Source organism: Winslowiella iniecta (assembly GCF_001267535.1).
GTDB lineage: Bacteria > Pseudomonadota > Gammaproteobacteria > Enterobacterales > Enterobacteriaceae > Erwinia > Erwinia iniecta.
Window position 1 is genome coordinate 100,689 of record NZ_JRXE01000016.1, and the last position, 26,436, is coordinate 127,124.

The following is a 26,436-nucleotide window of genomic DNA, read 5'->3' on the forward strand; positions in this document are numbered from 1 at the left end:
CTTGGCTGGGGTGCAGGGATTCGAACCCCGGAATGCTGGTATCAGAAACCAGTGCCTTACCGCTTGGCGACACCCCAATAGATTGGGTGCGATCTGTACTACAAATCGTCTTAAAATTTGGCTGGGGTGCAGGGATTCGAACCCCGGAATGCTGGTATCAGAAACCAGAGCCTTACCGCTTGGCGACACCCCAAATTTTTAGAAGAAAATGGTGGCTACTACGGGAATCGAACCTGTGACCCCAGCATTATGAGTGCTGTGCTCTAACCAGCTGAGCTAAGTAGCCTTTTGTTGCAATTACATTTTCTCACTACACATCTTACTACAAAACTGATTTGGCTGGGATACCTGGATTCGAACCAGGGAATGCCGGTATCAAAAACCGGTGCCTTACCGCTTGGCGATATCCCAATATCCGTACCACGTGTCCGTGATAAATCAGTTTGTGGCTGGGATACCTGGATTCGAACCAGGGAATGCCGGTATCAAAAACCGGTGCCTTACCGCTTGGCGATATCCCATCCGTACAACGTCGCTTTTGGAAATGGTGCGGGAGGCGAGACTTGAACTCGCACACCTTGCGGCGCCAGAACCTAAATCTGGTGCGTCTACCAATTTCGCCACTCCCGCTAAAAAAAGATGGTGGCTACTACGGGAATCGAACCTGTGACCCCAGCATTATGAGTGCTGTGCTCTAACCAGCTGAGCTAAGTAGCCATCTTTTTTCGCGTTACCTTCATCGGCGTTGCGGGGCGCATTATGCGTAAGTGGCCTGAAAGCGTCAACCTCTTTTTTGTCGTTTTTTAGCTGAAACGTGTTGTTTGTCTGGGTTGTAACCAGTTTGGTGATAAAGGCAGCGTTTTTAGGCTAACAGACGCTGGTGGTAAACAAAAACGGGCCATAACTGGCCCGTTTTTAATCAGTGAAACAATTGCTTATTTGTATGCAGAGGCATGCACGCCGACGGCGCGTCCTGATGGATCATTCATGTTTTTGAATGACTCATCCCACTCAATCGCTTTCGCAGATGAGCAAGCCACTGAAGGGCCGCCGGGTACGCATTCCGCAGCGCTTGGCAGCGGGAACAGCTCTTCAAAGATTTCGCGGTACAGATAGCCTTCTTTCGAGGATGGCGTGTTGTACGGGAAACGGAAGTGCGCGGTCTGCAACTGCTGATCGCTCACCTGTTGGGCTGCCACTTCTTTCAGTGTGTCAATCCAGCTGTAGCCTACGCCGTCAGAGAATTGCTCTTTCTGACGCCATGCCACACTTTCCGGCAGGTAAGATGAGAAACATTCACGCAGGATATGTTTTTCCATTTTGCCGTTTGGACCACACATTTTATCCTGCGGATTGATACGCATCGCCACGTCAAGGAACTTCTTATCGAGGAAGGGCACACGCGCTTCAACCCCCCATGCGGACATCGCTTTGTTAGCACGCGCACAGTCGAACATATGCAGTGCCAGCAGCTTACGCACGTTTTCTTCGTGGAACTCTTTGGCATTCGGCGCTTTATGGAAGTAGAGGTAACCGCCAAAGACTTCGTCCGCACCTTCGCCAGACAGCACCATTTTGATGCCCATCGCTTTAATCTTACGTGACATCAGGTACATCGGCGTGGAAGCACGGATGGTGGTGACATCATAAGTTTCAATGTGGTAAATCACATCACGGATGGCATCAAGGCCTTCCTGCACGGTGAAATGAATTTCATGGTGCACGGTGCCGAGATGCTCCGCGACGGATTTAGCCGCTTTCAGATCCGGTGAACCTTCCAGACCGACAGCAAAGGAGTGCAGTTGTGGCCACCAGGCTTCGCTTTTATCCTGATCTTCAATACGTTTTGCGGCATAACGCTTAGTGACTGCCGAGATAATCGAAGAGTCGAGGCCGCCTGACAGCAGGACACCATAAGGCACATCAGACATCAGGTGACTTTTGACTGACTCTTCCAGCGCGTTTTTCAGCGCGGTGGCATCGGTGGTGTTGTGCTCAACCGCGTCGTAATCGAACCAGTCACGCTGCCAGTATCGGCGTATTTCGCCATCTTCGCTCGACAGGTAGCTTCCCGGCGGAAACTCTTTAATGCTGCGGCACACCGGCACCAGCGCTTTCATTTCTGAGGCAACAAACAGGTTACCGTGCTCATCGTTACCCATATAGAGCGGGATGATGCCGATATGGTCGCGGCCAATCAGATAGGTGTTTTTCACACTGTCATACAGGATAAACGCAAACATGCCCTGCAAGTCGTCAAGGAAGTCGATGCCTTTTTCCTGATACAGCGCCAGAATCACTTCACAGTCAGAATCGGTCTGGAATTCGTAACGATCGCTCAGCTCGGCACGCAGCGCCTGATGGTTATAGATTTCGCCGTTAACGGCCAGAACGTGGGTGTGAGCGGCGTTATACAGCGGCTGTGCACCGTTGTTAACGTCAACAATCGAGAGACGCTCATGGGACAGAATGGCATTGTCATCGGCGTAAACGCCAGACCAGTCAGGACCGCGATGACGCATCAGGCGGGAAAGCTCCAGCGCTTTCTTACGCAACTCAACAGGATCGGTTTTCAGATCCAGCACACCAAAAATAGAACACATAGTAACGCTCCTAACGGCTAACCCTGGCGGTAATGATTTTATTTACGCAGCGCTTTTGCTGCCCGATGCATAAGAAAATGCTCTATATCTGAACTTCAATCAAGCAATTTAGCCTTTACCTGAGAAATTGTCTGTTGACCTTCGTGGATCTTTGATGATTTATCAGTTTCAAGCGGTATTTATTAACGATTCGACAATAAAGCCGCAAAAGCGCCTAAAAAACAGGCGAGGCGTGGGCGTAAAAAAACCCGGCGCTGCCGGGCTTATCAAGGTCAGATAATATCGATATCCGCCACCGACGGGTAAATCCATGTCGGGCGGAAAGGCATGGCATCGATATCACTTAATGTCGAGACGCCGGAGAGCACCAGAATGGTCTCCAGACCCGCCTGGAAACCGGCCAGAATATCGGTGCGCAGATTATCGCCGACAATCACCGTATCCTCAGAGTGGCCCTGCATCTTGTTCAGCGCGGCGCGAATAATCCATGGGCTTGGCTTGCCTACGTAGAACGGCTTACGGCCAGAGATTTTTTCGATCCCGGCGCAGAGGGCACCGCAGGCCGGGGAGAAGCCGCGCGCGTGGGTGTCGGGGTTGGTGGCAATAAAGCGCGCGCCATTGGCGACAAAGAAGGCGGCCTTATGCATCATCTCCCAGTTAAAAGAGCGCGTTTCACCGACAATCACAAAGTCAGGATTAATATCCGTAATGGTGAAACCGGCGTTATACAGTTCATGAATCAGTGCGCCTTCGCCGACCACATAGGCTTTCTTACCTTCCTGACGCCGCAGAAAATCCGCGGTCGCCATCGCCGAGGTGTAAAACACGCTGTCCGGCACATCAATCCCGGCTGAAGCAAAACGGTTGGCCAGATCCTGCGCGGTCTGAGAAGGGTAGTTGGTCAGCACCACCAGCGGCATGCCGTTTTCCAGCACGCGATTGAGAAATTCATTGGCGCCAGGAACGGCGGTGTTGTCGTGCATCAGCACGCCATCAATATCACAAATTACATTTTTCAAGGTCATTACGCTTATCCGTAGGGAGTAAGCCAGCAGCAGGCTGGCTGAGGTATTACGCTTCCAGCAAACGCTGCAACAGAATGCCGTTCAGCATCGCGCGTTTGGCCAGCGCGAAAGCGCCGATAGCAGAGCGGTGATCGATTTCGGAGCGCACGACCGGTAAATTTTTGCGGAACGCTTTCAGTACCTGAGTATTGATGCAGCCTTCAATCGCCGGCAGCAGCACTTTCTCGGCTTCGGTAATCTCACCGGCGATCACCACTTTTTGTGGGTTAAACAAGTTAATCGCAATCGCAATCGCTTTACCTAAGTAGCGGCCAACGTACTCAATTACTTCGCAGGCCAGCGCATCGCCACGGTTGGCGGCTTTACAGATCTGCTGAATCTGGCAATCGTCCAGTGTCAGGGAACTCGGATAGCCCTGCGTCAGCAGGTGGCGCACGCGATTTTCAATGGCGCCATTGGCAGCAATGGTTTCCAGACAGCCGAAGTTGCCGCAATGGCAGCGTTCACCCAGCGGGTCGACCTGAATATGACCAATTTCACCAACGTTGCCATTGCTGCCGAGAAAAATATGGCCGTTGGTAATAATGCCGGCGCCGGTGCCGCGATGTAAACGCACTAAGATGGAGTCAGCGCAGTCGCGGGATGCACCAAAGTAGTGCTCAGCCAGCGCCAGACTACGGATATCGTGGCCGACGAAACTGGTGACGTTAAAACGTTTTTCCAGTTGCGCGACCAGCGCCCAGTTGCTGACATTGATATGCGGCATATAGCGGATCACACCGTTTTTCGGATCGACCAGACCGGGCAGAATCACCGAAATGGCAATCAGCTCACGCAGTTTACGCTGATGCTGTTCACTGAAGTTTTCGATAGCAGTGAACAGCGCATTTTCCAGCGTTTCCTGGGTGCGCTCTGGCAGCGAATAGTGCTCTTCAGCAAGGGATTTACCGCTTAAATCGTACAGCGTCAGGGTGGCATCATGTCGGCCAAGGCGTACACCGATGGTGTTAAAACCACGGGTTTCCGTGATGATGGAGATCGCGCGGCGACCACCGGTAGAGGCCTGTTGATCGACCTCTTTAATCAGCCCGCGCTCAATAAGCTGGCGGGTAATTTTGGTGACGCTGGCGGGAGCAAGCTGGCTGAGATCGGCGATCTGGATGCGCGAGATTGGACCCTGCTGGTCAATCAGCCGGTAGACGGCTGCGCTGTTCAGTTGCTTAACGAGATCGACATTTCCTATTTGTGCCTGGCCGCCAGTGGTCATTCAGTGATTACTCGCTTAGGACTTCGTCACCATTAACGATAGTCTGGATAATTTTATAATCGCGGGTGAAAACAGTCAGGTTTGCCACTTTTCCTGCTTCAACAGAACCTAACTGTTTGTCCACGCCCATTGCGCGGGCTGGATAGAGCGTTGCCATCCTCAGGGTTTCATCCAGTGCAATACCGGCATGTTCGACGCAGTTCTCTACTGCTTCAATCATAGTTAATGCAGAACCACTGAGCGTACCGTTTTCATCAACGCACAGCCCGTTACGATAGTATATTGTTTTGCCTGCAAAAATGAACTGATCAATGGTCGCACCAGCTGGCGCGGTGGCGTCGGTAACCAGTACCAGCTTGTCGCCTTTAATGCGTTTTGCATTGCGCACATTAGCGTAATGGACATGTAAACCATCCGCAATAATGCCGCAGTATACATCCGGGGAATCAAACAGCGCGCCAATCAGGCCCGGCTCGCGGCCGGTAATGGTCGGCATGGCGTTATACAGATGAGTGGCAAAGCTGATGCCCGCGGTGATGCCGTGTTTTGCTTCCTGATAAGTGGCATGCGAGTGACCGGCAGAAACGATAATCCCGGCTGCGCGCAGCTGACGAATCACCTCGCTGCCTGCCACTTCCGGTGCCAGCGTGATTTTAGTGATCACATCGGCATTTTCGCAGAGAAAATTAACCAGCGCCGGATCCGGCTGGCGAATTAACGCCGGGTCGTGGGTGCCTTTTTTGGCGACATTCAGCCACGGGCCTTCCAGGTGCAAGCCGAGCGCCTGATGGGCATTTTGCGCCAGATAAGCGCGCATTACTTCAACCGCACGCGTCATCAGCTCATCGCTGCTGGTGATAAGCGTCGGTAAAAAGCTGGTGCAGCCGGACTTTTCATTGGCCCGCTGCATAATATTCAGCGTTTCCACACTGATGGCGTTGATGTCGTCATTAAACTGCACGCCGCCACAACCGTTAAGCTGCACATCAATAAAGCCGGGGGCAATAATCGCGCCCTTAACGTCACGCGTTGCGATGCCAGCAGGGAGCTCAGCGAGCGGACATACGCGCTCAATCAAGCCATCAGCAATGACAACTGCATGATCGTCAAGGATTTCATGGCCGGTATAGATGCGGCCCTGGGTTAATGCGTACATAATTATCTCCCGGCATTATTCTGACTAAATGACTGGTTATTTCTGGCGCGAAGCCTCTCCGCGCCTTAACTCTGTGGGTGTGAGCGTCAGAGATCGATTACAGACCTTTCATATTTTCCGCTTCCATTTCGCGGAAATATTTTACGGTTTTTACCTTCAGTTCCATGGTTGACGGCTCATCACACACCACCACAGATTTGGCATGCAGCTGCAGGCAGCTGATGGTCCACATATGATTAACATTACCTTCCACTGCCGCCTGCAACGCCTGCGCTTTAACGTGGCCGATAACCAGAATCATCACTTCTTCTGCATCCAGCAAGGTGCCAACACCCACCGTCAGAGCATATTTAGGGACCTGATCAACATCGCCATTGAAAAAGCGAGAGTTCGCTAAGCGGGTTTCATGCGTCAGCGTCTTGATGCGGGTGCGGGATGCCAGAGAAGAAGCGGGTTCGTTAAACGCAATATGGCCATCGTTGCCTACGCCACCCATAAACAGGTGGATTTTACCGTATGCACGAATCTTTTCTTCATACTGGCGACATTCTGCGTCAATATCGTCCGCATTACCATTGAGAAGGTTGATATTTTCACGAGGGATATCAACATGATCAAAGAAATTACGATACATAAAACTGTGATAGCTTTCCGGGTGCTCTTTTGGCAGGCCGACATATTCGTCCATATTGAAGGTGACAACATGTTTGAAGCTAACCTGGCCCGCTTTATGCATCTCAATTAAATGTTTGTAAGCTTCGAGCGGGGTGCCGCCGGTTGGCAGACCCAGAACAAACGGACGATCTGCCGTGGGTTTGAATGCGTTGATACGGTTGACGATATGACGAGCGGCCCATTTGCCTACTTGCCCAGGGGTTGCCAGTGGAATCAGTCTCATGTTTCACCTCATTTAAGCGGAATTGAATCAGATTTAAGACGGCCTTGGTGCTGATACAACTAAGCGTAACCTGACTTAGCTATAACGACAGAGGAAAAAACCGCCCTGATAATTCGGATCATAAAATAAGTTTGCAGCCATAGCCAGCCGTATCGAGGAAAATGTGCGGTATTTGGTGATAAATATCACAGATGCAGCGGTTTTAATTTGCGCAGCGAATTAATTTTTTTTTACACTTCGTATTGTGATGTGTACTGTCATCAGGTTAGCTGATAATTGTGATAATAATACCAAACAGTTTTCGTGACCTTGTCGGCTCTCGGAGGGGGAAAAGGTGAATATTTTAAGTTACTTACAAAAGGTTGGCCGGGCGCTGATGGTGCCGGTAGCCATACTGCCTGCAGCAGCGATTTTAATGGGCATCGGCTACTGGATCGATCCGAATAGCTGGGGAGCCAGCAATGCGCTGGCGGCTTTATTACTGAAATCAGGTTCGGCGATTATTGACCATATGTCAGTACTGTTTGCCATCGGTGTGGCTTACGGTATGTCGAAAGACAAAGACGGTGCCGCTGCGCTGACCGGCTATGTCGGCTTCCTGGTAGTTACCACGCTGTGTTCACCTGCCGCCGTGTCGATGATCCAGAAGATCCCACTTGATCAGGTGCCTGCGGCATTTGGCAAAATTGAAAACCAGTTTGTCGGTATTGTGGTGGGGGTCATCTCTGCTGAAGTGTATAACCGCTTCAGCCATGTTGAACTGCCAAGAGCGCTTTCATTCTTTAGCGGACGTCGTCTGGTGCCGATTCTGGTCTCCTTCCTGATGATCTTCGTGTCCTTTATCCTGATGTATATCTGGCCGGTGGTGTTTGATGGTCTGGTCAACTTTGGTGAGCACATTCAGAAACTGGGCTCTGCCGGTGCGGGTATTTACGCCTTCTTTAACCGTATTCTGATCCCGGTCGGTCTGCATCACGCACTGAACTCGGTGTTCTGGTTTGACGTTGCCGGTATCAACGATATTCCAAACTTCCTTGGCGGCGCGCAATCTATCGAAACCGGTAAAGGCATTGTCGGTATCACCGGTCGTTATCAGGCGGGCTTCTTCCCGATTATGATGTTCGGTCTGCCGGGTGCGGCGCTGGCGATTTATCACTGTGCCCGTCCGGAAAACCGCGCGAAAGTGGCCGGTATTATGATTGCTGCCGCTTTCGCCAGCTTCTTTACCGGGATTACTGAGCCGCTGGAATTCTCCTTTATGTTTGTGGCGCCGGTACTGTATGTACTGCACGCTGCTCTGACTGGGATCTCGGTATTTATCGCCGCCAGCATGCACTGGATCAGCGGTTTCGGCTTCAGTGCTGGCCTGGTCGATATGGCACTGCAATCGCGTAACCCACTGGCGACCCAGTGGTATATGTTGATTCCACAGGGTCTGGTGTTCTTTGTTATTTACTACGTGGTATTCCGCTTCACCATTAAAAAATTCAATCTGATGACGCCAGGTCGTGAACTGTCGGTGGCCGGTGATGAAAGTGATGGTTATGACACTAGCGTTGATCACAGCGGTAAGGGTGAATCAGAAGCTGAATCACTGGCGCGCCGTTATATCAGCTCAGTGGGCGGTTCCGATAATCTGACCGGGATTGATGCCTGTATCACCCGTTTACGTCTGAATGTGAAAGATTCTGCTGAAGTGAATGATGCGGTGGCCAAACGCCTTGGCGCGTCGGGAGTGATTCGTCTTAACAAGCAGAGCGTGCAGATTATTGTCGGGACGCGTGCAGAAACCATCGCTTCGGCGATGAAAACCGTGCTAGCCAAAGGTCCGGTTGCGGCTTCTGCTCCTGCGGTATCCGGCGCTGCGCCAACGGCACAGCCGCAAGCGGTCTCCAACGCATCGAAAGGGATTATTGCCACGCTGGTGGCACCGGTCAGCGGTGAGGTGGTGGCAATTGAACACGTGCCTGACGAAGCCTTTGCCAGTAAAGCGGTCGGTGACGGTCTGGCAATTCAACCGACCGACAAAACCGTGGTGGCACCGATTGCCGGGACTATCGTGAAGATCTTTAACACCAATCACGCTTTCTGTCTGGAATCTGACAACGGTGTGGAAATTGTGGTGCATATGGGGCTGGATACCGTGGCGCTGGGCGGTAAAGGCTTTAGCCGCCTGGTCGAAGAGGGCGCGGTGGTGACGGCCGGTCAGCCGGTGCTGGAGATGGATCTTGATTTCCTTAACGCCAACGCACGCTCAATGATCAGCCCGGTGGTGGTCAGCAATATTGATGACTTTGCCGGTGTGAATCTGTTGGCCAGCGGTTCGGTGGTGGCGGGTGAAACCAAATTGTTCGAAATTAAAGGCTAAGTCAGTCGCGGATGCTGTCAGAGCATCTGCGGTCTGAATATGAAGCCTGAGCAGGGCGGGAAGCGATTCCCGCCCTTTTTTACGTTATTCCGTCAACAAACGGTTGTTTCCCTTCTCTGCTTTGTGGATCATACTCCGTTATTTCGTGATACAAATCACCAGACATATATTGTGTTGAGGAAATTAAGATGAGTGAGGCAGAAGCCCGCCCAACTAACTTTATTCGTCAGATTATCGACGAAGATTTGGCGACCGGTAAGCACGCCAGTGTGCATACCCGTTTTCCGCCGGAGCCGAATGGCTACCTGCACATCGGTCATGCAAAGTCGATCTGCCTGAACTTTGGCATCGCGCAAGATTATCAGGGTCAATGTAACTTGCGTTTCGACGACACCAACCCGGTCAAAGAAGATCTGGAGTTTGTTGAATCTATCAAGCGTGACGTGCAATGGCTCGGTTTCCAGTGGAGCGGCGAAGTTTGCTATTCCTCTGACTATTTCGATCAACTGCACAACTATGCGATTGAGCTGATTAACAAAGGCCTCGCCTATGTTGATGAGCTGACGCCAGAACAGATCCGTGAATATCGCGGTACCCTGACGTCGCCGGGCAAAAACAGCCCATACCGCGATCGTACGCCAGAGGAAAACCTGGCACTGTTTGCAAAAATGCGTAACGGTGAGTTTGCCGAGGGCACCGCCTGCCTGCGTGCAAAAATCGATATGGCGTCCAACTTTATTGTGATGCGTGATCCGGTGCTGTATCGCATTAAATTCGCTGACCACCATCAGACCGGTAACAAGTGGTGCATCTACCCGATGTATGACTTTACCCACTGCATTTCCGATGCACTGGAAGGGATTACCCACTCACTGTGTACGCTGGAGTTCCAGGATAACCGTCGCCTGTATGACTGGGTGCTGGATAACATCAGCATTCCTGTGCATCCGCGCCAGTACGAGTTTTCGCGACTGAATCTCGAATACGCGATTATGTCCAAGCGTAAGCTGAATCAGCTGGTCACCGAGAACGTGGTGGAAGGCTGGGATGATCCGCGTATGCTGACAGTTTCTGGCCTGCGTCGTCGTGGTTATACTGCGGCTTCGATTCGCGAGTTCTGCCGCCGTATCGGTATCACCAAGCAGGATAACATTGTCGAAATGGCGTCGCTGGAATCCTGTATTCGTGACGACCTGAATGAGAACGCGCCGCGCGCGATGGCAGTGCTGGACCCGGTGAAAGTGGTGATCGAAAACTTACCGGCCGGTCATGAAGAGCTGCTGACGATGCCTGCTCATCCGAACAAGCCGGAAATGGGCAGCCGCGAAGTGCCGTTCAGCCGCGAGATCTATATCGATCGCGCTGACTTCCGCGAAGAAGCCAATAAGCAGTACAAGCGTCTGGTGCTGGGCAAAGAAGTGCGTCTGCGTAATGCGTACGTGATTAAAGCCGAGCGCGTGGCCAAAGATGAAGCGGGCAATATCACTTGCCTGTACTGCACCTGCGACACTGACACTTTGAGTAAAGACCCGGCTGATGGCCGCAAGGTGAAAGGGGTGATTCACTGGGTTTCTGCTGTGCATGCGTTACCGGCGGAATTCCGTCTGTATGACCGCCTGTTCAGCGTACCCAATCCGGCCAGTGCTGAGGACTTCCTCGCCAGCATCAACCCGGAATCACTGGTGATCCAGCAGGGCTTTGTTGAGCCGAGCCTGCAAGCGGCAGAAGCCAGCAGCCCTTACCAGTTCGAGCGTGAAGGTTACTTCTGTGCTGACAGTGTTTATTCCAGCCCGTCAAAGCTGGTATTTAACCGCACCGTTGGCCTGCGCGACACCTGGGCGAAAATCGGCGGATAATCCCGCTGTGACAGTGAAAAACGCAGCCTGAGAGCTGCGTTTTTTTTATCGGCTAAGGACACGACAACATTTTTATGGCTGAAATACTTTCAGGACGAAAAGCGCCGTCGGTGATGTGGGGAACCATGATCATTAGCGGCACAATTATTGGTGCAGGCATGTTTTCACTGCCGGTGGTGATGTCCGGCGCATGGTTTTCATGGTCGACGCTGATCTTGCTGTTCTCGTGGTTTTGCATGCTGTTATCCGGGTTGCTGTATCTGGAATCGAGTCTGCATTATCCGGACGGCGCAAATTTTTCCACGGTAACCCGCGATCTGCTGGGCAGTAAGTGGAATCTCGTTAACGGTGTCACCATCGCGTTTGTGCTGGGAATTTTAACTTACGCCTATATCTCTGCCAGCGGTTCCATCCTGCATCATACCTTTAGCAGCACGCTGCCATGGCTATCACAACGTCAGGCGGGATTGCTGTTTACCCTGTTGCTGGCGGTGTTTATCTGGCTGGGCACCGCAGTGGTCAGCAGAATGACCTTTATCTTCCTGTTCGCTAAGCTGGCCGCTTTTCTGATGACCTTTGGCGGTCTGCTGTGGCATGTGCGGGTCGATAATTTGCTGGATACTCAGCAGAGTGGGGCGAGCTATTTCCCGTACATCTTTATGGTGCTGCCATTCTGCCTGGCGTCGTTTGGCTACCATGGCAATATTTCCGGGTTGGTCAGCTACTACCGTCAGGATGCCGCGAAGGTGAGGAAGTGCCTGATTTACGGCACGGTGATTGCGCTGGCAATCTACTTTGTCTGGTTAATCAGCGCGATGGGCAATATTCAGCGCCCGAAATTTATCGCTATCGCTCAGGCTGGCGGCAATATCGATGCGCTGGTGGCGACATTTGGCGATCTGATCAGCAGCCCGTGGCTGGGTATGTTGCTGCTGCTGTTTTCCAACTTTGCCGTTGCCAGTTCATTTTTGGGCGTCAGCCTCGGGCTGTTTGATTATCTTGCCGATCTGTTTGGCATTGCGAACAATGCGGCAGGGCGGCTGAAAACCACGCTACTGACTTTTGCTATTCCGCTGACAGCCAGCCTGATCTATCCGAACGGTTTTCTGCATGCGATTGGCTATGCCGGACTGGCGGCAACCCTGTGGGCGGTCATTACCCCGGCGTTACTGGCAGTAAAAGCCAGAAAGCGTTTTGATTACACCGGCTATCGCGTGGCCGGCGGCAATCTGACGATTATGCTGGTATTACTGTTTGGCGGCATCAATATCGTGGTCAGTTTACTGTCCTACGCCGATCTGCTGCCGGTTTACGCGCGCTGAATGCAGGCATAAAAAAACCGGTGACAAGTCACCGGTTTTGTTTAACGTTCTGCAGCGCAGAATTTATTTGTCGTGCAGCGTTTCGTCTTCGCGGCAATCACCCGTCGAACAGTGACCATAAAGGTACAGACTGTGGTTGGTCAGCTTGATGCCATGACGTGTCGCGATTTCACGCTGACGCGTTTCAATTGATTCATCACTGAATTCAATCACTTTGCCGCAATCAAGGCAGATCAGGTGATCGTGATGATGCTGCTGCGTAAGTTCGAAAACGGACTTGCCGCCTTCAAAATTATGACGGGTAACGATACCCGCGTCATCAAACTGGTTAAGAACGCGATATACCGTCGCCAGACCAATTTCTTCGCCCAAATCAATCAGGCGCTTATACAAGTCTTCCGCACTGACGTGATGGCCCTCTGGTTCCTGAAGCACTTCCAGAATTTTCAGACGTGGAAGCGTGACTTTCAGGCCGGCCTTCTTTAATGCGGTGTTGTTGTCAGTCATGCGGATATTGTCCTGTTACTTTGCTAGTCACAATGTGGCTGAAAAGCCCTGAACATCGGTCGACGCCAGATCTAATGGCGTCTCATTATAGAACTCGTGCTTTGAAATGAAAACCGCAGGGAGGGCGATAAACTACCACAGGATGTAAGGCGTTACGTCCGTGAGAAGTTCATGCTTCAAAGCCTGTCCCATTATGGCTACTTTGCTAAACCCTGTACTCTCAAAAAAGAGTCATTAGCGAGGTGACCGATGAGGGGTATTGTACAGATTTACAGTCTGCAGTTACAAATATGTATCTATCATTTCTATAGGAAAAACCACTGGCTCATTGTGAGTTAGCGCCCACAATGGCCAGACAGCTTAAGCTTCGATGATTTCTTTCAGCTGAAGTTCATCAAAAATTTGCTTAACCCACTTATCAACACGTTCGTTGGTCAGTTCTGGCTGGCGATCTTCATCAATCGCCAGGCCGAGGAAGTTTTTATCATCCGCCAGCCCTTTTGAGGCTTCGAAATGATAACCTTCGGTTGGCCAGTGGCCAACGATCACCGCGCCATTTGGCTCAATGATATCGCGAATGGTGCCCATCGCATCACAGAAGTACTCAGCGTAGTCTTCCTGATCGCCACAGCCAAACAGGGCGACCAGTTTGCCATTGAAGTCGACCTCTTCCAGCGTCGGGAAGAAATCATCCCAGTCGCACTGCGCTTCACCGTAATACCAGGTCGGGATGCCAAGCAGTAAGATATCAAAGGCTTCAAGATCTTCTTTGGCGCTCTTGGCAATGTCATGAACCTCAGCAACATCTTTACCCAGTTGCTTTTGGATCATCTTTGCAATGTTTTCCGTATTGCCAGTATCGCTGCCAAAGAAAATGCCTACGATTGCCATGAGTTTAATAACCTCTTGAAACTTAATGATATGGTGAATACTACAGATAGCCAGTTATTGGCAATGATAGCAGACAGTGTCGGGGCGCGGAACTTCAAATGCTGCCGGATTTGTCGCATTGTGCGCTCAAAGCCGCAGCTGACCGCGCCTCAGTTATAGGGTGGTGGCGTTAAGCTGTGACAGAATCATCTCTTCAATCAGCTCGCTACGACTCATATTGCGCTCTTCAGCCATCTGATTGAGCGCATCAACCGCATCGCTGTTCATCTTTAATTCGACGCGGCGCAGCCCACGAACTTTGTCGCGTTTTAACTGATTGCGTTTATTGATGCGCAGCTGTTCATCACGCGTAAGCGGATTGGTTTTTGGTCGTCCCGGGCGGCGCTCGTCTGCAAACAGATCGATCGTCGTGCGGTCCGTGTTCTCTTTTGCCATAGAATCGTGATACTGAATGAGCGTCGGCGTCTGAAAACGCCAAGGTTTCTGACTAAGTATGAGCCGGTTTGCCGCCGTTGCGTACAGCGGCAAAATTTTAGCGCGCCATCATACCCCAGTGAAAGTCGTCGCGACAATCATTTCACTGTGTCAGCAACTATTTGCTTTTAAAGCGCAAAAAAACGGCGAATTGCGCGCAAAACAGCATCAGGTTTTTCAGCATGCACCCAATGTCCGGCTCCGGCGATCACGTGAGCACGCGCTTGCGGGAACTGGCTGAGCAGCGCAGCACGATGAATATCATCAAGATAAGGGGAGAGCTCGCCGCGAATAAACAGTGCCGGATGGGGCCATGCCGGGACGGTTTCCCAGCCAGAAATGGTGCGGTAATTGTTCCACAGCGCAGGCACATTAAAGCGCCACTGACCTTCGTGGAACGATTTCAGCAGAAACTGAATCACGCCCTCTTCATCAATCTGGCTGCGCATCACTTCAGCGGCTTGCGAGCGCAACGTGACACCGGCTTCGGTGACGGCATTCACCCCGGCAAAGATGGCGTCATGGCGGCGCGTCTGGTAATCCACCGGCGCGATATCGATCATCACCAGCTGTTCAATACGCTCCGGTGCCAGCGCACTCAGTGTCATGGCAATTTTTCCGCCCATGGAATGGCCAATCACCGCGACCTTATCAATGCCCTGAGCATCCAGCGTGTCGAGCACATCCTGCGCCATCAACCGATAGTTCATTTCCTCACTGCGCGGCGACAAACCATGATTGCGCACGTCAACCTGCAGAATCGGTCGATCGGTTTTCAGGCCGCGTGCCAGCACACCCAGATTATCGAGGCTGCCAAACAGCCCATGGATCAGCAGAATCGGGGTAGAGTTAGCGACAGATTGTTCAGTTTGCAGGCGAGCATTCAAATTCATGGCAAAGTTCTTACAGTGGAAACGAAAGCTTAGGTTATCATGGATTTCACATTTCTTGCCGGGTGAAAGCGCAACGCGGTTAACGAACTTTTTGCGGCATAATCTGACTTTTGCCTGCAAAGGTCGCTGGCGCTACACTGCCACAAGATTTAACTTTATAATCCTTATGTTAGAGCCGGGTCACAATTTGTGCAGACGTTAATACTAACGGCTGCGACCAGATGGGACCGGTTCTGCAAAACGCAATAACCGTACGGATAAAGATGAAAACGATTGAAGTCGACGAAGAGCTATACCGCTATATTGCCAGCCACACTCAACACATTGGTGAAAGCGCATCTGATATTTTGCGGCGTATGCTGAAGTTTACCGCCGGTCAGAGCGCACCAGCGGCAGTAGCACCGCAAACGTTGCCGGTGAAAGAAGCCGCAGTGGTGAAAACCGAATCCCGCCCGCAGGACCGTGTCCGCGCCGTGCGTGAACTGCTGCTGTCCGATGAATATGCGGAGCAGAAACGAGCGGTTAACCGCTTTATGCTGATTTTGTCGACCCTGTATTCACTCGATCCGAAAGCGTTTGCCGAGGCGACCGAGTCACTTCACGGCCGTACTCGCGTCTATTTTGCGGGAAATCAACAAGTTCTGATCCAGAATGGCACCCATACCAAGCCGAAGCACGTTCCCGGCACGCCATACTGGGTGATTACCAATACTAATACAGGTCGCAAATGCAGCATGATTGAACACATCATGTTGTCGATGCAGTTCCCGGTGGAGCTGACAGAGAAGGTTTGCGGCACCATCTAACTGAAGCGTCAGGGAGAAGCGCCAATGGCCAATCACCCCCGTGCCGGGCAACCCGCCCAGCAAAGCGATTTGATTAACGTTGCACAATTAACGTCCCAGTATTACGTGCTGCAGCCGGATCTGGCCAATGCAGAACATGCGGTGAAATTTGGTACATCTGGCCATCGCGGCAGCGCAGGACGCCACAGCTTTAACGAGTCGCATATTCTGGCGATCGCACAGGCCATTGCAGAAGAACGCAAAAAAAATGGCATCACCGGCCCGTGCTATGTCGGTAAAGACACGCACGCACTCTCTGAGCCGGCGATTATTTCGGTGCTGGAAGTGCTGGCAGCCAACGGTGTGGATGTGATCGTTCAGCAGGATAATGGCTACACGCCAACTCCGGCGATCTCAAACGCGATTCTGGAACACAATAAGCACGCGGGTGCGCTGGCCGACGGGATCGTGATCACGCCATCACATAACCCGCCAGAAGACGGTGGGATTAAATATAATCCACCGAATGGCGGTCCGGCGGATACAAACGTCACCAAAGTGGTGGAAGATCGCGCTAACCAGCTGATCCAGGATGGCCTGAAAGGGGTAAACCGTCTGACGCTGGATCAAGCCTGGGCGAGCGGCCATATTCAGGAGCAGGATCTGATCCAGCCTTATATCGAAGGTCTGGCGCAGGTTGTGGATATTGCGGCGATCCAGAAAGCGGGCCTGAAAATCGGTGTCGATCCACTTGGTGGTTCCGGCATTGCCTACTGGCAGCGCATTGCAGAGTTTTACCATCTCGACCTGACAATTGTTAACGATGCAGTCGATCAGACTTTCCGCTTTATGCATCTCGATAAAGATGGTGCTATCCGTATGGATTGCTCCTCTGAATCGGCGATGGCGGGCCTGCTGGCGCTGCGTGATAAGTTCGACTTGGCTTTTGCCAATGACCCGGACTATGACCGTCACGGCATTGTCACGCCTGCTGGTCTGATGAACCCGAACCACTATCTGGCGGTGGCGATCCACTATCTGTTCCAGCATCGTCCGCAGTGGGGCAAAGAGGTTGCCGTCGGTAAAACGCTGGTTTCCAGCGCGATGATTGACCGTGTGGTCAACGACATTGGTCGCAAGCTGGTGGAAGTTCCGGTGGGCTTCAAATGGTTCGTTGATGGGCTGTTTGATGGCAGCTTCGGTTTCGGTGGCGAAGAGAGTGCCGGGGCATCTTTCCTGCGCTTTGACGGCACGCCGTGGTCAACGGATAAAGACGGCATCATTATGTGCCTGCTGGCGGCGGAAATCACTGCGGTGACCGGTAAAAACCCACAGCAGCATTACGATGAGCTGGCCGGGCGCTTTGGCGCACCAAGCTACAACCGTCTGCAAGCGTCGGCGACGTCCGCGCAGAAAGCGGCGCTGTCTAAGCTGTCACCGGAAATGGTCAGCGCAGATACGCTGGCCGGTGACCCGATCACCGCACGTCTGACGGCGGCTCCAGGTAATGACGCATCGATTGGCGGTCTGAAAGTGATGACAGAGAATGGCTGGTTTGCCGCGCGCCCGTCCGGTACTGAAGACGCCTACAAAATCTACTGTGAAAGCTTCCTCGGTGCTGAGCATCGTGAAAAGATTGAAAAAGAAGCGGTAGAGATTGTCAGCGAAGTGCTGAAAAACGCGTAATTGACGCAGCTGATAACAGAGGGCGCTGAGCAATCAGCGCCTTTTTTTTATCTGGCGCGCATTCTGGCGTAGCGGCGGCGTTTGCGCCGCCCGTGCCGAAGGTTGGCAGGGTGCCAATCATTAAGGCATAAACCGGTAGCCGATTCCGGTTTCTGTCAGCAGATGCTTGGGTTGCGCCGGATCGGCTTCCAGCTTCTGTCGCAAATGACCCATATAGATGCGCAGATAATGACTGTGCTCCACCGCATTTGGCCCCCACACCTGAGTCAGTAACTGGCGCTGAGTCAGCACTTTTCCGGCATTGTTCAGTAAGATCACCAGCAGACGAAATTCAATCGGCGTCAGATGCAGCTCCTGGCCGTCACGGGTGACGCGTCGGGCGGCGATATCCACCGTAACGGCAGAAAAGCTGATTACCGCCGCCTGCGGACTGGCGGAAGCCTGACGACGTAACGCAACCCGCACCCGCGCCAGCAGTTCACCGACGCCGAACGGCTTCGACAAAAAATCATCGGCTCCGGCATCGAGCGCCGCAATTTTGTCCTGTTCATCACTGCGCGCCGACAGCACCACAATCGGCATGGCGCTCCACTGGCGTACATCGCGGATAAATTCAATGCCGTCGCCGTCGGGCAGCCCGAGATCGAGAATCACCAGATCCGGTTTGCGGGTGGCGGCCTCGATTAATCCCCGCTGTAGCGTTTCACTGTCAAACACGCGCAACGACTCGCCTTCCAGCGCGATACGCAAAAAGCGACGAATCTCTTTTTCATCTTCGACAATCAGGACGGTGGTCACATTTCCTCTGTCTCTTCGGGGGCCAATTCTGGCGGCTTATCCTGTGGCAGGCGCAGGTGGAAGCTGGCACCACCGGCCGGACGATTTTCAGCGATAATCTCACCCTGATGCAGGGTAACAATCGCCTGGCAGATCGCCAGGCCAAGCCCGACGCCAGGGATCGCTGACTCTTTATTACCACGCATAAATTTATCAAAAATCTGCTTTTCCTGCCCGTGCAAAATGCCTGGCCCATTATCCCACACTTCGATATCCAGCAGATTGTCGGTGCGGCGCGCGCGAATACCGATTTGCGCCGTGTTACCCGCATATTTAACCGCATTCTCCAGCAGATTGGTCAGCAGCCGTTCAATTAGCGGGCCATCAACTTCAACCAGCAATAGCTCATCGGGGAGATCGGTAAGGATACGGCGTCCATTCAGCAGCGGTGCCATGGCATTAAGGGTGCTGCCAATAATTTCGTCCAGCGTCAGCCACTCTTTGCGCAGCACAAAGCCGCCGGACTGGATGCGCGCCATATCCAGCAGATTATTTACCAGCCGGGTGGTATTGATAATGTGCTGACGGATCTGATTCGCCTGCGGGGCGTGCGGCGAATTAACGGCGGATAAATCCAGCGTCAGGATTTCCGCCATGCCAAACAGCACCGTCAGCGGGGTGCGTAAATCGTGGGACAGCGCAGCCAGCAGCGAGTTGCGTAACTGTTCACTTTCGGCGGAGAAGCGCGCCTGCTCTTCGGACTGGGTCAGCGCCAGCCGCTCCAGCGCACTGGCGATCAGCACAATCACTGTCTCAATCAGCCGCTGCTGTTCCGGGATCATCAGCTGCCGCAAGCTGGACGGTTCAATAATCAGCAATCCCCAGCATTTTTCCTGCATCATCAACGGCAGTATCAGGCAGGGCAGGCCTGGCAGGGTGGCGGTACCCGCTCCGGCGGGCTGACCATTATCAAAACTCCAGCGGGCAATCGCGGCATCGGCCTGGCGCGGCTGCGGTAACTGTCCGTGGGCATCGGGGATCAGTAGCTCGCTGCTGGCGCGAAAGGTGTTATCAATAAAATGCTGGCTGACCGCAATAATATCCTGTTGGCTACGGGTGCGGCTTAACGCGCGGGAAACCTCATATAACTGACGCACGCGTGCTTCACGATAGCGCGCCACCCGCGCCTGATAACGCATACTGGCGGTCAGGTTACCGATAATGATACCCACCGTCAGCATAATGGCGAAGGTCAGCAAATACTCAAGATCCGACACCGCCAGGGTACCGCGTGGCGCAATAAAAAACAGGTCAAAGCTGGCGACATTAATCAGCGATGCCACCACCGATGGCCAGCGGCCATACAACAGGGCGACGATCACCACGCCGAGCAGATACAGCATCACCAGGTTGGCATCGGCCACCTGCGGAAACAGCCAGCTGGCACCGACGGTAAGGGTCGCGCACCATGCGACCGCCAGCGCGCAGCCTTCCAGCGGTTTACGCCATTTTTCGGCGGCGCTTTTATTACTGACCGGGCGGGCTGACAGCGCAGAATCGGGTTCATCCCGCGCGACGATCAGCAGATCGAGATCCGGCCCCAGTTTGCCCAGCCGGTTGGCAAAACCGTCGCGTTTCCAGCGCTGTGAAGCGCGACGGCCAATCACAATTTTGCCGAGGTCGTGTTCACGTGCGTAACGCAGTACCGACCGCTCTTCGTGGGTGTCAGAAAGCGTGGCGGTTTCCGCGCCGAGATCCTGCGCCAGTTTCAACGCCTGCAAGATGCGGCGTCGCTGTTCGCCGGGCAATTTATGCAGCCGCGGCGTTTCGACATACACCGCGTGCCACGGCGCATCCAGTTTTGCCGCCAGACGCGCAGCGGTGCGCACCAGCTTTTCATTGCCGGCGCTTTCGCCGATACACAGCAACACCGCATCGCGGGTATGCCAGACTTGTTCGCGCCCTTTATGGTCACGCCAGGCGCGCATCTGATCATCAACGCGATCGGCAGTGCGGCGCAGCGCCAGTTCGCGCAGCGCAATCAAATTGCCTTTACGGAAGAAGTGTTCGATAGCGCGTTCCGCTTGCCCGGCGATATACACTTTGCCTTCCGCCAGCCGTTGTCTTAAATCGTCCGGCGTCAGGTCGACCAGCACAATCTCATCGGCCAGATCGAAAATCGGGTCCGGCACGGTTTCGCGCACCCGAATACCGGTAATGCTGCCGACCACATCATTCAGACTTTCCAGATGCTGAACATTGACCGTGGTAAAGACATCGATACCGGCATTCAGCAGCTCTTCCACGTCCTGCCAGCGCTTCGGATGACGTGAACCCATAATATTACTGTGCGCCAGCTCATCAACCAGGATAACCGCTGGCGCACGGGCGAGGGCCGCGTCGAGATCGAACTCCGGATACTGTCGGCCCTGCTGCGTCCATGACTTCAGTGGCAGCAGGCTAAGGCCGTCCAGCAGGGCGGCGGTTTCGCGCCGCCCGTGGGTCTCCACTACGCCCACCAGCACGTCGAGACCCTGTTCGCGCAGACGACGCCCTTCCTGCAACATGGCGAAGGTTTTACCGACACCGGCACAGGCACCGAAAAAGATCTTCAGCTTACCGCGCGGCGGGGAGCTGAGCTGCTGCAACAGCTTTTCCGGCGACGGACGCTGTAGCTCCTGGTTCATGAATTTTCCTTATTATCGGCTCGGGCGGCGCTGCCCTTAGCGGGGTGACTGCGGGTACTTTTGTTCAAGCGCCAGATTCAGCATAAGGACATTTACCGTCGCTTCGCCAGCAAATTTCAACATCGGCTGGTGAATATGTTGCGCAATCAACGCATTAACCTCTGCCAACGGAATCGCGCGCGCCTGTGCCACACGTGCTGCCTGCCAGTACGCGGCTGCCGGTGAGATTTCCGGATCCAGCCCGCTGCCGGAAGCGGTAATCAGATCGACTGGCACCTCGCGGCTGGCCTGCGGATTCGCCGCGCGCAGTGCCGCGACGCGCTCGGCAACTAACCGATCCAGCGCCGGATTGCTGGCGGCCAGATTACTGCCTGCTGACGCCAGCGCATTATACGGCGTGTCAGCAGTGGCGGACGGGCGACCGTGGAAATCAGCCGCATCGGTAAAGGGCTGACCGATCAGCTCAGAACCACGCACCTGACCTGACACAGTGACCAAAGATCCATTCGCCTGCCACGGGAAAATCGCCTGCGCCACGCCGGTAACTAACAGCGGATAAGCGGCACCGGTAATCAGTGACAGCAGAATAAACACCAGCAGTGCCGGACGTAAGAGGGACATAGTGTTTCCTTAAACCAGACCGGTAATGGTTAACAGCAGATCGATAACTTTGATGCCGACAAATGGCACCAGCATGCCGCCTGCGCCATAAATCCACAGGTTGCGACGCAGCAGCGCGGCGGCGCTTAGCGGCCGGTAACTGACCCCTTTTAAGGCCAGCGGGATCAGAAAGACGATAATCAGCGCATTAAAGATCACCGCCGACAGAATCGCCGAGGCGGGGGAGTGCAGGTGCATAATATTCAGCGCGTTAAGTTGCGGCCAGGTAACGGCAAACGCCGCCGGAATAATCGCAAAATACTTCGCCACGTCATTGGCAATACTAAAGGTGGTCAGCGAGCCGCGGGTCATCAGCATCTGTTTGCCAATATGCACCACCTCGATAAGCTTGGTGGGATTGGAATCAAGATCGACCATATTGCCCGCCTCTTTTGCCGCCTGGGTACCCGAATTCATCGCCACCGCGACATCGGCTTGCGCCAGCGCCGGTGCATCATTGGTGCCGTCACCGGTCATTGCCACCAGCCGCCCCTCGGACTGATACTGGCGAATCAGCGCCAGCTTGGCTTCCGGCGTGGCTTCGGACAGAAAGTCATCCACCCCGGCTTCGGCGGCAATCGCTGCGGCGGTTAACGGGTTATCGCCGGTGATCATCACGGTTTTAATCCCCATGGTGCGCAGCTCGGCAAAGCGCTCTTTTATGCCACCTTTAACGATATCTTTTAATGCCACGACGCCCAGCGCCACATTGCCTTCGGCGACCACCAGTGGTGTACCGCCGGTGCGCGCCACCTGTTCAACCAGCGCCATCACTTCCGGCTGAAACTGACCACCATTCGCTTCGACATGGCGTTTAATGGCGTCGACCGCGCCTTTACGAATCATGCGCTGCTGGATATTGACGCCGCTCATCCGGGTCTGCGCCGAAAAGGGCACAAAGCTGGCATCCAGTGCGTGCAGGTCGCGTTCGCGCAGATTAAAGCGCTGTTTTGCCAGCACCACGATGCTGCGGCCTTCCGGGGTTTCATCGGCCAGCGACGCCAGCTGAGCGGCATCCGCCAGCTGTTGTTCACTGACGCCGGGTGCGGTTAAAAACGCGGACGCCTGGCGATTACCCAGCGTGATGGTGCCGGTTTTATCCAGCAGCAGCACATTAATATCACCGGCGGCTTCTACCGCGCGGCCGCTGGTGGCAATCACATTCGCCGCCAGCATCCGGCTCATCCCGGCGACACCAATGGCCGACAACAATCCGCCAATGGTGGTCGGAATCAGACACACCAGCAGTGCGACCAGCACCGTGATGCTAATCGGCTGACCGGCAAACTCGCTGAACGGCCAGAGGGTGGCGGTGGCAAATAAAAATACCAGCGTCAGCGCCACCAGCAGGATGGTCAGTGAGATTTCGCTTGGCGTTTTACGGCGTTGTGCCCCTTCGACCATCGCAATCATCCGGTCAAGGAAGGTTTCGCCAGGATTCACGCTGCACTGAATCACCAGCCAGTCGGACAGCACCCGCGTGCCGCCAGTGACGGAGGCAAAATCACCGCCCGATTCACGAATCACCGGCGCGGACTCGCCGGTAATGGCGCTTTCGTCGACGGATGCGCCGCCTTCAATCACTTCGCCGTCGCAGGGAATGGTATCGCCAGCGGCGGCCAGCACGATATCGCCTTTGCGCAGCGACTCAGCCGGAACACGTTCGGCAGGCGCATCATGGCGTGCGGCGGTCAGCTTATTGGCCCAGCTGGTTTTCTTCATGCCTTTTAACGCGTTCGCCTGCGCTTTGCTGCGGCCTTCGGCTATCGCTTCGGCAAAGTTGGCAAAAAGCACGGTAAACCACAGCCAGATGGCGATAGCGGCGGTGAATCCGCCGCTGCCGCTGCGGTAACCGGATAGCATCGCCAGGGCGATCAGGCTGGTGACTATCGAGCCGAGATACACCACGAACATCACCGGATTACGCCACTGCACGCGCGGATCGCATTTTTTCAGCGCATCAATCAGCGCCTGACGCGTCATTACCGCATCAAAGAGAGGTTGTTGCTTGCGAGTCATGAGTTGCTCCGCCTTACTGAGTCAGTTGAAGATGTTCAGCCACCGGGCCAATCGCCAGCACCGGGACAAAAGTCAGTGCGGCAACCAGCAGCACTGTGCCGGTCAGCAGACCGATAAACAGCGCGCCATGGCTCGGCAGGGTGCCGCTGCTCACCGGCTGGGCTTTTTTCGCCACCAGTGAACCGGCAATCGCCAGTACCGGCAGAATAATGCCGAAGCGGCCGACAAACATGGCAAACGCCAGCAACAGGTTATAGAACGGGGTATTGGCGCTCAGACCGGCAAAGGCACTGCCGTTGTTATTCGCCGCCGAGGAGAGGGCATACAGCACTTCACTGAAGCCGTGCGCGCCAGGATTCAGTATGCCTGCGCGTCCGGCGTCGGTGGCGATGGCCAGCGCGCTGCCGAGCAGCACCAGTGTCGGCGTGACCAGAATCGCCAGCGCGGTCATTTTGATCTCCCGGGTATCGATTTTTTTACCGAGGTATTCCGGCGAGCGGCCAATCATCAACCCGGCAATAAATACCGCCAGCAGCACAAACAGCATCATGCCGTACAGGCCAGAGCCGACGCCGCCGAAAATCACTTCACCAATCTGCATCTGTAGCATCGGCACCATCCCGCCCAGTGCAGTAAACGAGTCATGCATGGCATTAACCGCGCCACAGGAGGCGGCGGTGGTGACGACTGCATACAGTGCGGAGCTGAGAATGCCAAAGCGCGCCTCTTTGCCTTCCATATTGAACGGCGAGGAAGCGCCGGCGGAAAGCAGATGCGGATTGCCGTTTAGCTCGGCCCACATCACCACGATCGCGGCGAGGATAAACATCAGCGTCATGGTCGCCAGCAGCGCGTGACCCTGACGGCGGTCGCGCACTGCTTCGCCGAAGGTGAAACAGAGTGCCGCCGGAATCAGCAGAATCGCCAGCATCTGCATAAAGTTGGTCAGGGCATTGGGGTTTTCAAACGGATGCGCGGAGTTGGCACCGAGGAAGCCGCCGCCGTTAGTACCCAGTAGCTTAATCGACTCCTGTGAGGCAATTGGCCCCATGGGTAAGGTCTGACTCGATCCGGCCAGCGAGTGAAGGGTCTGATAAGGATTAATGTTTTGCAGCACGCCCTGGCTGACAAACAACAGCGCGAGGATAAATGACAGCGGCAGCAGCAGATAAAGGGTGATGCGCAGCAGATCCTGCCAGGCGTTACCGAGGGTCTGTACGCTCTGGCGCGAGAAAGCGCGGATCAGCGCAAAAGCGACCGCGATACCACTGGCGGCGGACAGGAAGTTCTGCACCGTCAGGCCCACCATCTGGCTAAAGTAGCTCAGGGTATTTTCGCCACTGTACGCCTGCCAGTTGGTATTTGTGACAAAACTGATGGCGGTGTTCAGCGCCAGATGCCAGCTTATCGCCGGGAACTGCTGTGGATTCAGCGGCAGACGATCCTGCAACATCAGGATGGCAAACAGCACCAGCACGCCCAGCAGATTAATGGCGATAATTGCCCAAAAATAGCGGATCCAGCTCATCTCTTTCTGGCGGACACCGCACAGCCACCACAGGCGGCGTTCAAAGGCCGCCCGCCATCGGCCAGCATCGCCGTCCACCAGTTTCGCCATGCTTTTACCCAGTGGCTGTGCCAGCAGCAGTAACAGTGCCACAAAGCTAAACAGTAACAGGCTTGCGGAGGCGGCCATCAGAACGCCTCCGCATTAATCAGCGCATAAATCAGGTAGCCGGTCAGTAATGCAACCCCTGCCACGCCAGCGATAATCCCAACACTCACAGTACACCTCCGGGGTGTGATTCAGATAAACGCAGAGTAATCATTGGCGTGCAAAGACGGTGTATAGAAAGCGGGGCGCGGTATAAAAAAAGTATAAAAATGACCGGAGTGTTAATCCCTGGCGATCGTTTGATAACAATTTTGTAACTCAATTACAGCGATAGCCAAAAACTGCGCTTTTTTGCTCAAAAAAGTGGTCGGATCAGTAGTAAAATTACATCAGGCGGCGTATTATTATTGGACAGATTACATACAGCATTTTTTAACTTCGGAGGGCGTGGACCATGTATCAACACTATTCACTGCATAAAGTCATTCTGCGTCGCGTCGCGGCGGTCATTATTGGTCTGCTGGCGCTGCCGGTGATGTTATTCCGCGAGGATCGTGCGCGCTTCTACAGCTATCTGCATCGATTCTGGAGCAAAACCAGCACTAAACCGGTCTGGCTGGCTCAGGCAGAAGCGGCAGGCTGCGATTTTTATTAAGTTTCGCCGCCCATACTGATCTTTGCTTTAATCCGTCATCCTTCACCGGGTGGCGGATTTTTTTTGCCTCCGCCCGCGCCCCAAAATATCCCCTGAAGCGCCTTCGCGATCGTCGTCACGGTAAAAAACTAATCACCGTGTGAAATTAATCAGAATAACTCATCTTTCATCTCTGCACGCGGAAGCCGTGACGAGATAAAACAAACCGGACAGGACGTCTGAACCATGAACGATAACCGTGCAGCCCGTCAGGGCGATGCGCTGATGCACGCCAGCGTGTTTGCCGAGATCA

General features: G+C 53.9%; 21 protein-coding genes and 7 tRNA genes. 6 read left to right on the forward strand and 22 right to left on the reverse strand.

From position 1 onward, the window contains the following. Positions 1 to 2: 2 nt before the first annotated feature. The 12 genes from NG42_RS12795 to nagB form a co-directional block, all read right to left on the reverse strand. A tRNA-Gln gene (locus NG42_RS12795) sits at positions 3 to 77 on the reverse strand. 41 nt (positions 78 to 118) lie between these two features. Further along, positions 119 to 193, reverse strand: a tRNA-Gln gene (locus NG42_RS12800). 16 nt (positions 194 to 209) lie between these two features. After that, positions 210 to 286: transfer RNA gene (locus NG42_RS12805), tRNA-Met, on the reverse strand. A 50-nt stretch (positions 287 to 336) separates the two neighbouring features. Beyond that, positions 337 to 411, reverse strand: a tRNA-Gln gene (locus NG42_RS12810). Between the two features lie 35 nt (positions 412 to 446). Further along, positions 447 to 521 (reverse strand) — tRNA-Gln (locus NG42_RS12815). Between the two features lie 24 nt (positions 522 to 545). Then, positions 546 to 630, reverse strand: a tRNA-Leu gene (locus NG42_RS12820). Between the two features lie 10 nt (positions 631 to 640). Continuing rightward, positions 641 to 717, reverse strand: a tRNA-Met gene (locus NG42_RS12825). A 218-nt stretch (positions 718 to 935) separates the two neighbouring features. Further along, on the reverse strand, positions 936 to 2,603 hold the full coding sequence (gene asnB, locus NG42_RS12830) for an asparagine synthase B (RefSeq protein WP_052899822.1): 1,668 nt from the start codon (positions 2,601 to 2,603) through the stop codon (positions 936 to 938). Positions 2,604 to 2,875: 272 nt separating this feature from the next. Further along, positions 2,876 to 3,628 carry an HAD-IIA family hydrolase gene (locus NG42_RS12835; RefSeq protein ID WP_052899823.1) on the reverse strand — a complete coding sequence of 251 codons (753 nt, stop codon included), beginning with the start codon at positions 3,626 to 3,628 and terminating at the stop codon, positions 2,876 to 2,878. A gap of 46 nt (positions 3,629 to 3,674) precedes the next feature. Next, a complete protein-coding gene (nagC, locus tag NG42_RS12840; RefSeq protein WP_052899824.1) occupies positions 3,675 to 4,895 on the reverse strand; it encodes a DNA-binding transcriptional regulator NagC in 1,221 nt (406 codons plus the stop codon). Positions 4,896 to 4,902: 7 nt separating this feature from the next. Next, positions 4,903 to 6,051 (reverse strand): N-acetylglucosamine-6-phosphate deacetylase, encoded by a 1,149-nt coding sequence (nagA, locus tag NG42_RS12845; RefSeq protein ID WP_052899825.1) that lies wholly within the window; start codon positions 6,049 to 6,051, stop codon positions 4,903 to 4,905. A gap of 97 nt (positions 6,052 to 6,148) precedes the next feature. Then, positions 6,149 to 6,949 (reverse strand): glucosamine-6-phosphate deaminase, encoded by an 801-nt coding sequence (gene nagB / locus NG42_RS12850; RefSeq protein ID WP_052899826.1) that lies wholly within the window; start codon positions 6,947 to 6,949, stop codon positions 6,149 to 6,151. 334 nt (positions 6,950 to 7,283) lie between these two features. Here nagB and nagE point away from each other — a divergent pair, with 334 nt between their 5' ends. The 3 genes from nagE (at position 7,284) to mtr (ending at position 12,495) form a co-directional block, all read left to right on the forward strand. Continuing rightward, on the forward strand, positions 7,284 to 9,317 hold the full coding sequence (gene nagE / locus NG42_RS12855) for an N-acetylglucosamine-specific PTS transporter subunit IIBC (RefSeq protein WP_052899827.1): 2,034 nt from the start codon (positions 7,284 to 7,286) through the stop codon (positions 9,315 to 9,317). Positions 9,318 to 9,505: 188 nt separating this feature from the next. Beyond that, positions 9,506 to 11,173, forward strand: coding sequence for a glutamine--tRNA ligase (gene glnS / locus NG42_RS12860; protein WP_052899828.1), 1,668 nt, complete (start codon positions 9,506 to 9,508; stop codon positions 11,171 to 11,173). 74 nt (positions 11,174 to 11,247) lie between these two features. After that, positions 11,248 to 12,495, forward strand: coding sequence for a tryptophan permease (gene mtr, locus NG42_RS12865; RefSeq protein ID WP_052899829.1), 1,248 nt, complete (start codon positions 11,248 to 11,250; stop codon positions 12,493 to 12,495). A 63-nt stretch (positions 12,496 to 12,558) separates the two neighbouring features. Here mtr and fur read toward each other — a convergent pair whose 3' ends face one another. The 4 genes from fur to ybfF all read right to left on the reverse strand — a co-directional run bounded on the left by fur (position 12,559) and on the right by ybfF (position 15,260). Further along, positions 12,559 to 13,002, reverse strand: coding sequence for a ferric iron uptake transcriptional regulator (gene fur, locus NG42_RS12870; protein WP_052899830.1), 444 nt, complete (start codon positions 13,000 to 13,002; stop codon positions 12,559 to 12,561). Positions 13,003 to 13,362: 360 nt separating this feature from the next. Beyond that, positions 13,363 to 13,893 (reverse strand): flavodoxin FldA, encoded by a 531-nt coding sequence (gene fldA, locus NG42_RS12875; protein WP_052899831.1) that lies wholly within the window; start codon positions 13,891 to 13,893, stop codon positions 13,363 to 13,365. A 153-nt stretch (positions 13,894 to 14,046) separates the two neighbouring features. Further along, positions 14,047 to 14,328, reverse strand: coding sequence for a LexA regulated protein (gene ybfE / locus NG42_RS12880; RefSeq protein ID WP_052899832.1), 282 nt, complete (start codon positions 14,326 to 14,328; stop codon positions 14,047 to 14,049). A gap of 167 nt (positions 14,329 to 14,495) precedes the next feature. Next, positions 14,496 to 15,260 carry an esterase gene (gene ybfF / locus NG42_RS12885; protein ID WP_052899833.1) on the reverse strand — a complete coding sequence of 255 codons (765 nt, stop codon included), beginning with the start codon at positions 15,258 to 15,260 and terminating at the stop codon, positions 14,496 to 14,498. Positions 15,261 to 15,523: 263 nt separating this feature from the next. Between ybfF and seqA the strand changes: the two genes are divergently transcribed. Continuing rightward, positions 15,524 to 16,066, forward strand: coding sequence for a replication initiation negative regulator SeqA (gene seqA, locus NG42_RS12890; RefSeq protein ID WP_052899834.1), 543 nt, complete (start codon positions 15,524 to 15,526; stop codon positions 16,064 to 16,066). 24 nt (positions 16,067 to 16,090) lie between these two features. Next, positions 16,091 to 17,731, forward strand: a complete 1,641-nt coding sequence (pgm, locus tag NG42_RS12895; RefSeq protein WP_052899835.1) for a phosphoglucomutase (alpha-D-glucose-1,6-bisphosphate-dependent) — start codon at positions 16,091 to 16,093, stop codon at positions 17,729 to 17,731. 120 nt (positions 17,732 to 17,851) lie between these two features. On the opposite strand, the gene kdpE is transcribed toward pgm, so the two are convergent. Genes kdpE through NG42_RS22460 form a run of 6 tightly spaced genes read right to left on the reverse strand, consistent with a single transcriptional unit; the run spans position 17,852 to position 25,659 of the window. Then, positions 17,852 to 18,529, reverse strand: coding sequence for a two-component system response regulator KdpE (kdpE, locus tag NG42_RS12900; protein WP_052899836.1), 678 nt, complete (start codon positions 18,527 to 18,529; stop codon positions 17,852 to 17,854). Then, positions 18,526 to 21,195 (reverse strand): two-component system sensor histidine kinase KdpD, encoded by a 2,670-nt coding sequence (gene kdpD / locus NG42_RS12905; RefSeq protein ID WP_052899837.1) that lies wholly within the window; start codon positions 21,193 to 21,195, stop codon positions 18,526 to 18,528. Before kdpD ends, kdpE begins: the two co-directional genes overlap by 4 nt. Positions 21,196 to 21,231: 36 nt before the next feature. Then, positions 21,232 to 21,816, reverse strand: coding sequence for a potassium-transporting ATPase subunit KdpC (gene kdpC, locus NG42_RS12910; protein ID WP_052899838.1), 585 nt, complete (start codon positions 21,814 to 21,816; stop codon positions 21,232 to 21,234). Between the two features lie 9 nt (positions 21,817 to 21,825). Beyond that, positions 21,826 to 23,874, reverse strand: coding sequence for a potassium-transporting ATPase subunit KdpB (gene kdpB / locus NG42_RS12915; RefSeq protein WP_052899839.1), 2,049 nt, complete (start codon positions 23,872 to 23,874; stop codon positions 21,826 to 21,828). 13 nt (positions 23,875 to 23,887) lie between these two features. Next, on the reverse strand, positions 23,888 to 25,570 hold the full coding sequence (gene kdpA / locus NG42_RS12920) for a potassium-transporting ATPase subunit KdpA (RefSeq protein WP_052899840.1): 1,683 nt from the start codon (positions 25,568 to 25,570) through the stop codon (positions 23,888 to 23,890). After that, positions 25,570 to 25,659, reverse strand: coding sequence for a potassium-transporting ATPase subunit F (locus tag NG42_RS22460; RefSeq protein ID WP_156322112.1), 90 nt, complete (start codon positions 25,657 to 25,659; stop codon positions 25,570 to 25,572). Before NG42_RS22460 ends, kdpA begins: the two co-directional genes overlap by 1 nt. A 284-nt stretch (positions 25,660 to 25,943) precedes the next feature. Between NG42_RS22460 and NG42_RS12930 the strand changes: the two genes are divergently transcribed. Continuing rightward, a complete protein-coding gene (locus NG42_RS12930; RefSeq protein ID WP_052899841.1) occupies positions 25,944 to 26,144 on the forward strand; it encodes a YbfA family protein in 201 nt (66 codons plus the stop codon). Positions 26,145 to 26,436 lie beyond the last annotated feature (292 nt).

What these genes read in the sequence shown, in the direction of transcription:
- NG42_RS12930 (WP_052899841.1), top strand. Translation starts at nt 25,944, where the DNA reads ATGTATCAACACTATTCACTGCATAAAGTCATTCTGCGTCGCGTCGCG.
- asnB (WP_052899822.1), bottom strand. Translation starts at nt 2,603, where the DNA reads ATGTGTTCTATTTTTGGTGTGCTGGATCTGAAAACCGATCCTGTTGAG.
- nagC (WP_052899824.1), bottom strand. Translation starts at nt 4,895, where the DNA reads ATGACCACTGGCGGCCAGGCACAAATAGGAAATGTCGATCTCGTTAAG.
- nagA (WP_052899825.1), bottom strand. Translation starts at nt 6,051, where the DNA reads ATGTACGCATTAACCCAGGGCCGCATCTATACCGGCCATGAAATCCTT.
- glnS (WP_052899828.1), top strand. Translation starts at nt 9,506, where the DNA reads ATGAGTGAGGCAGAAGCCCGCCCAACTAACTTTATTCGTCAGATTATC.
- kdpA (WP_052899840.1), bottom strand. Translation starts at nt 25,570, where the DNA reads ATGGCCGCCTCCGCAAGCCTGTTACTGTTTAGCTTTGTGGCACTGTTA.
- NG42_RS12835 (WP_052899823.1), bottom strand. Translation starts at nt 3,628, where the DNA reads ATGACCTTGAAAAATGTAATTTGTGATATTGATGGCGTGCTGATGCAC.
- mtr (WP_052899829.1), top strand. Translation starts at nt 11,248, where the DNA reads ATGGCTGAAATACTTTCAGGACGAAAAGCGCCGTCGGTGATGTGGGGA.
- kdpB (WP_052899839.1), bottom strand. Translation starts at nt 23,874, where the DNA reads ATGACTCGCAAGCAACAACCTCTCTTTGATGCGGTAATGACGCGTCAG.
- kdpC (WP_052899838.1), bottom strand. Translation starts at nt 21,816, where the DNA reads ATGTCCCTCTTACGTCCGGCACTGCTGGTGTTTATTCTGCTGTCACTG.
- fldA (WP_052899831.1), bottom strand. Translation starts at nt 13,893, where the DNA reads ATGGCAATCGTAGGCATTTTCTTTGGCAGCGATACTGGCAATACGGAA.
- seqA (WP_052899834.1), top strand. Translation starts at nt 15,524, where the DNA reads ATGAAAACGATTGAAGTCGACGAAGAGCTATACCGCTATATTGCCAGC.
- ybfE (WP_052899832.1), bottom strand. Translation starts at nt 14,328, where the DNA reads ATGGCAAAAGAGAACACGGACCGCACGACGATCGATCTGTTTGCAGAC.
- nagB (WP_052899826.1), bottom strand. Translation starts at nt 6,949, where the DNA reads ATGAGACTGATTCCACTGGCAACCCCTGGGCAAGTAGGCAAATGGGCC.
- ybfF (WP_052899833.1), bottom strand. Translation starts at nt 15,260, where the DNA reads ATGAATTTGAATGCTCGCCTGCAAACTGAACAATCTGTCGCTAACTCT.
- pgm (WP_052899835.1), top strand. Translation starts at nt 16,091, where the DNA reads ATGGCCAATCACCCCCGTGCCGGGCAACCCGCCCAGCAAAGCGATTTG.
- fur (WP_052899830.1), bottom strand. Translation starts at nt 13,002, where the DNA reads ATGACTGACAACAACACCGCATTAAAGAAGGCCGGCCTGAAAGTCACG.
- kdpD (WP_052899837.1), bottom strand. Translation starts at nt 21,195, where the DNA reads ATGAACCAGGAGCTACAGCGTCCGTCGCCGGAAAAGCTGTTGCAGCAG.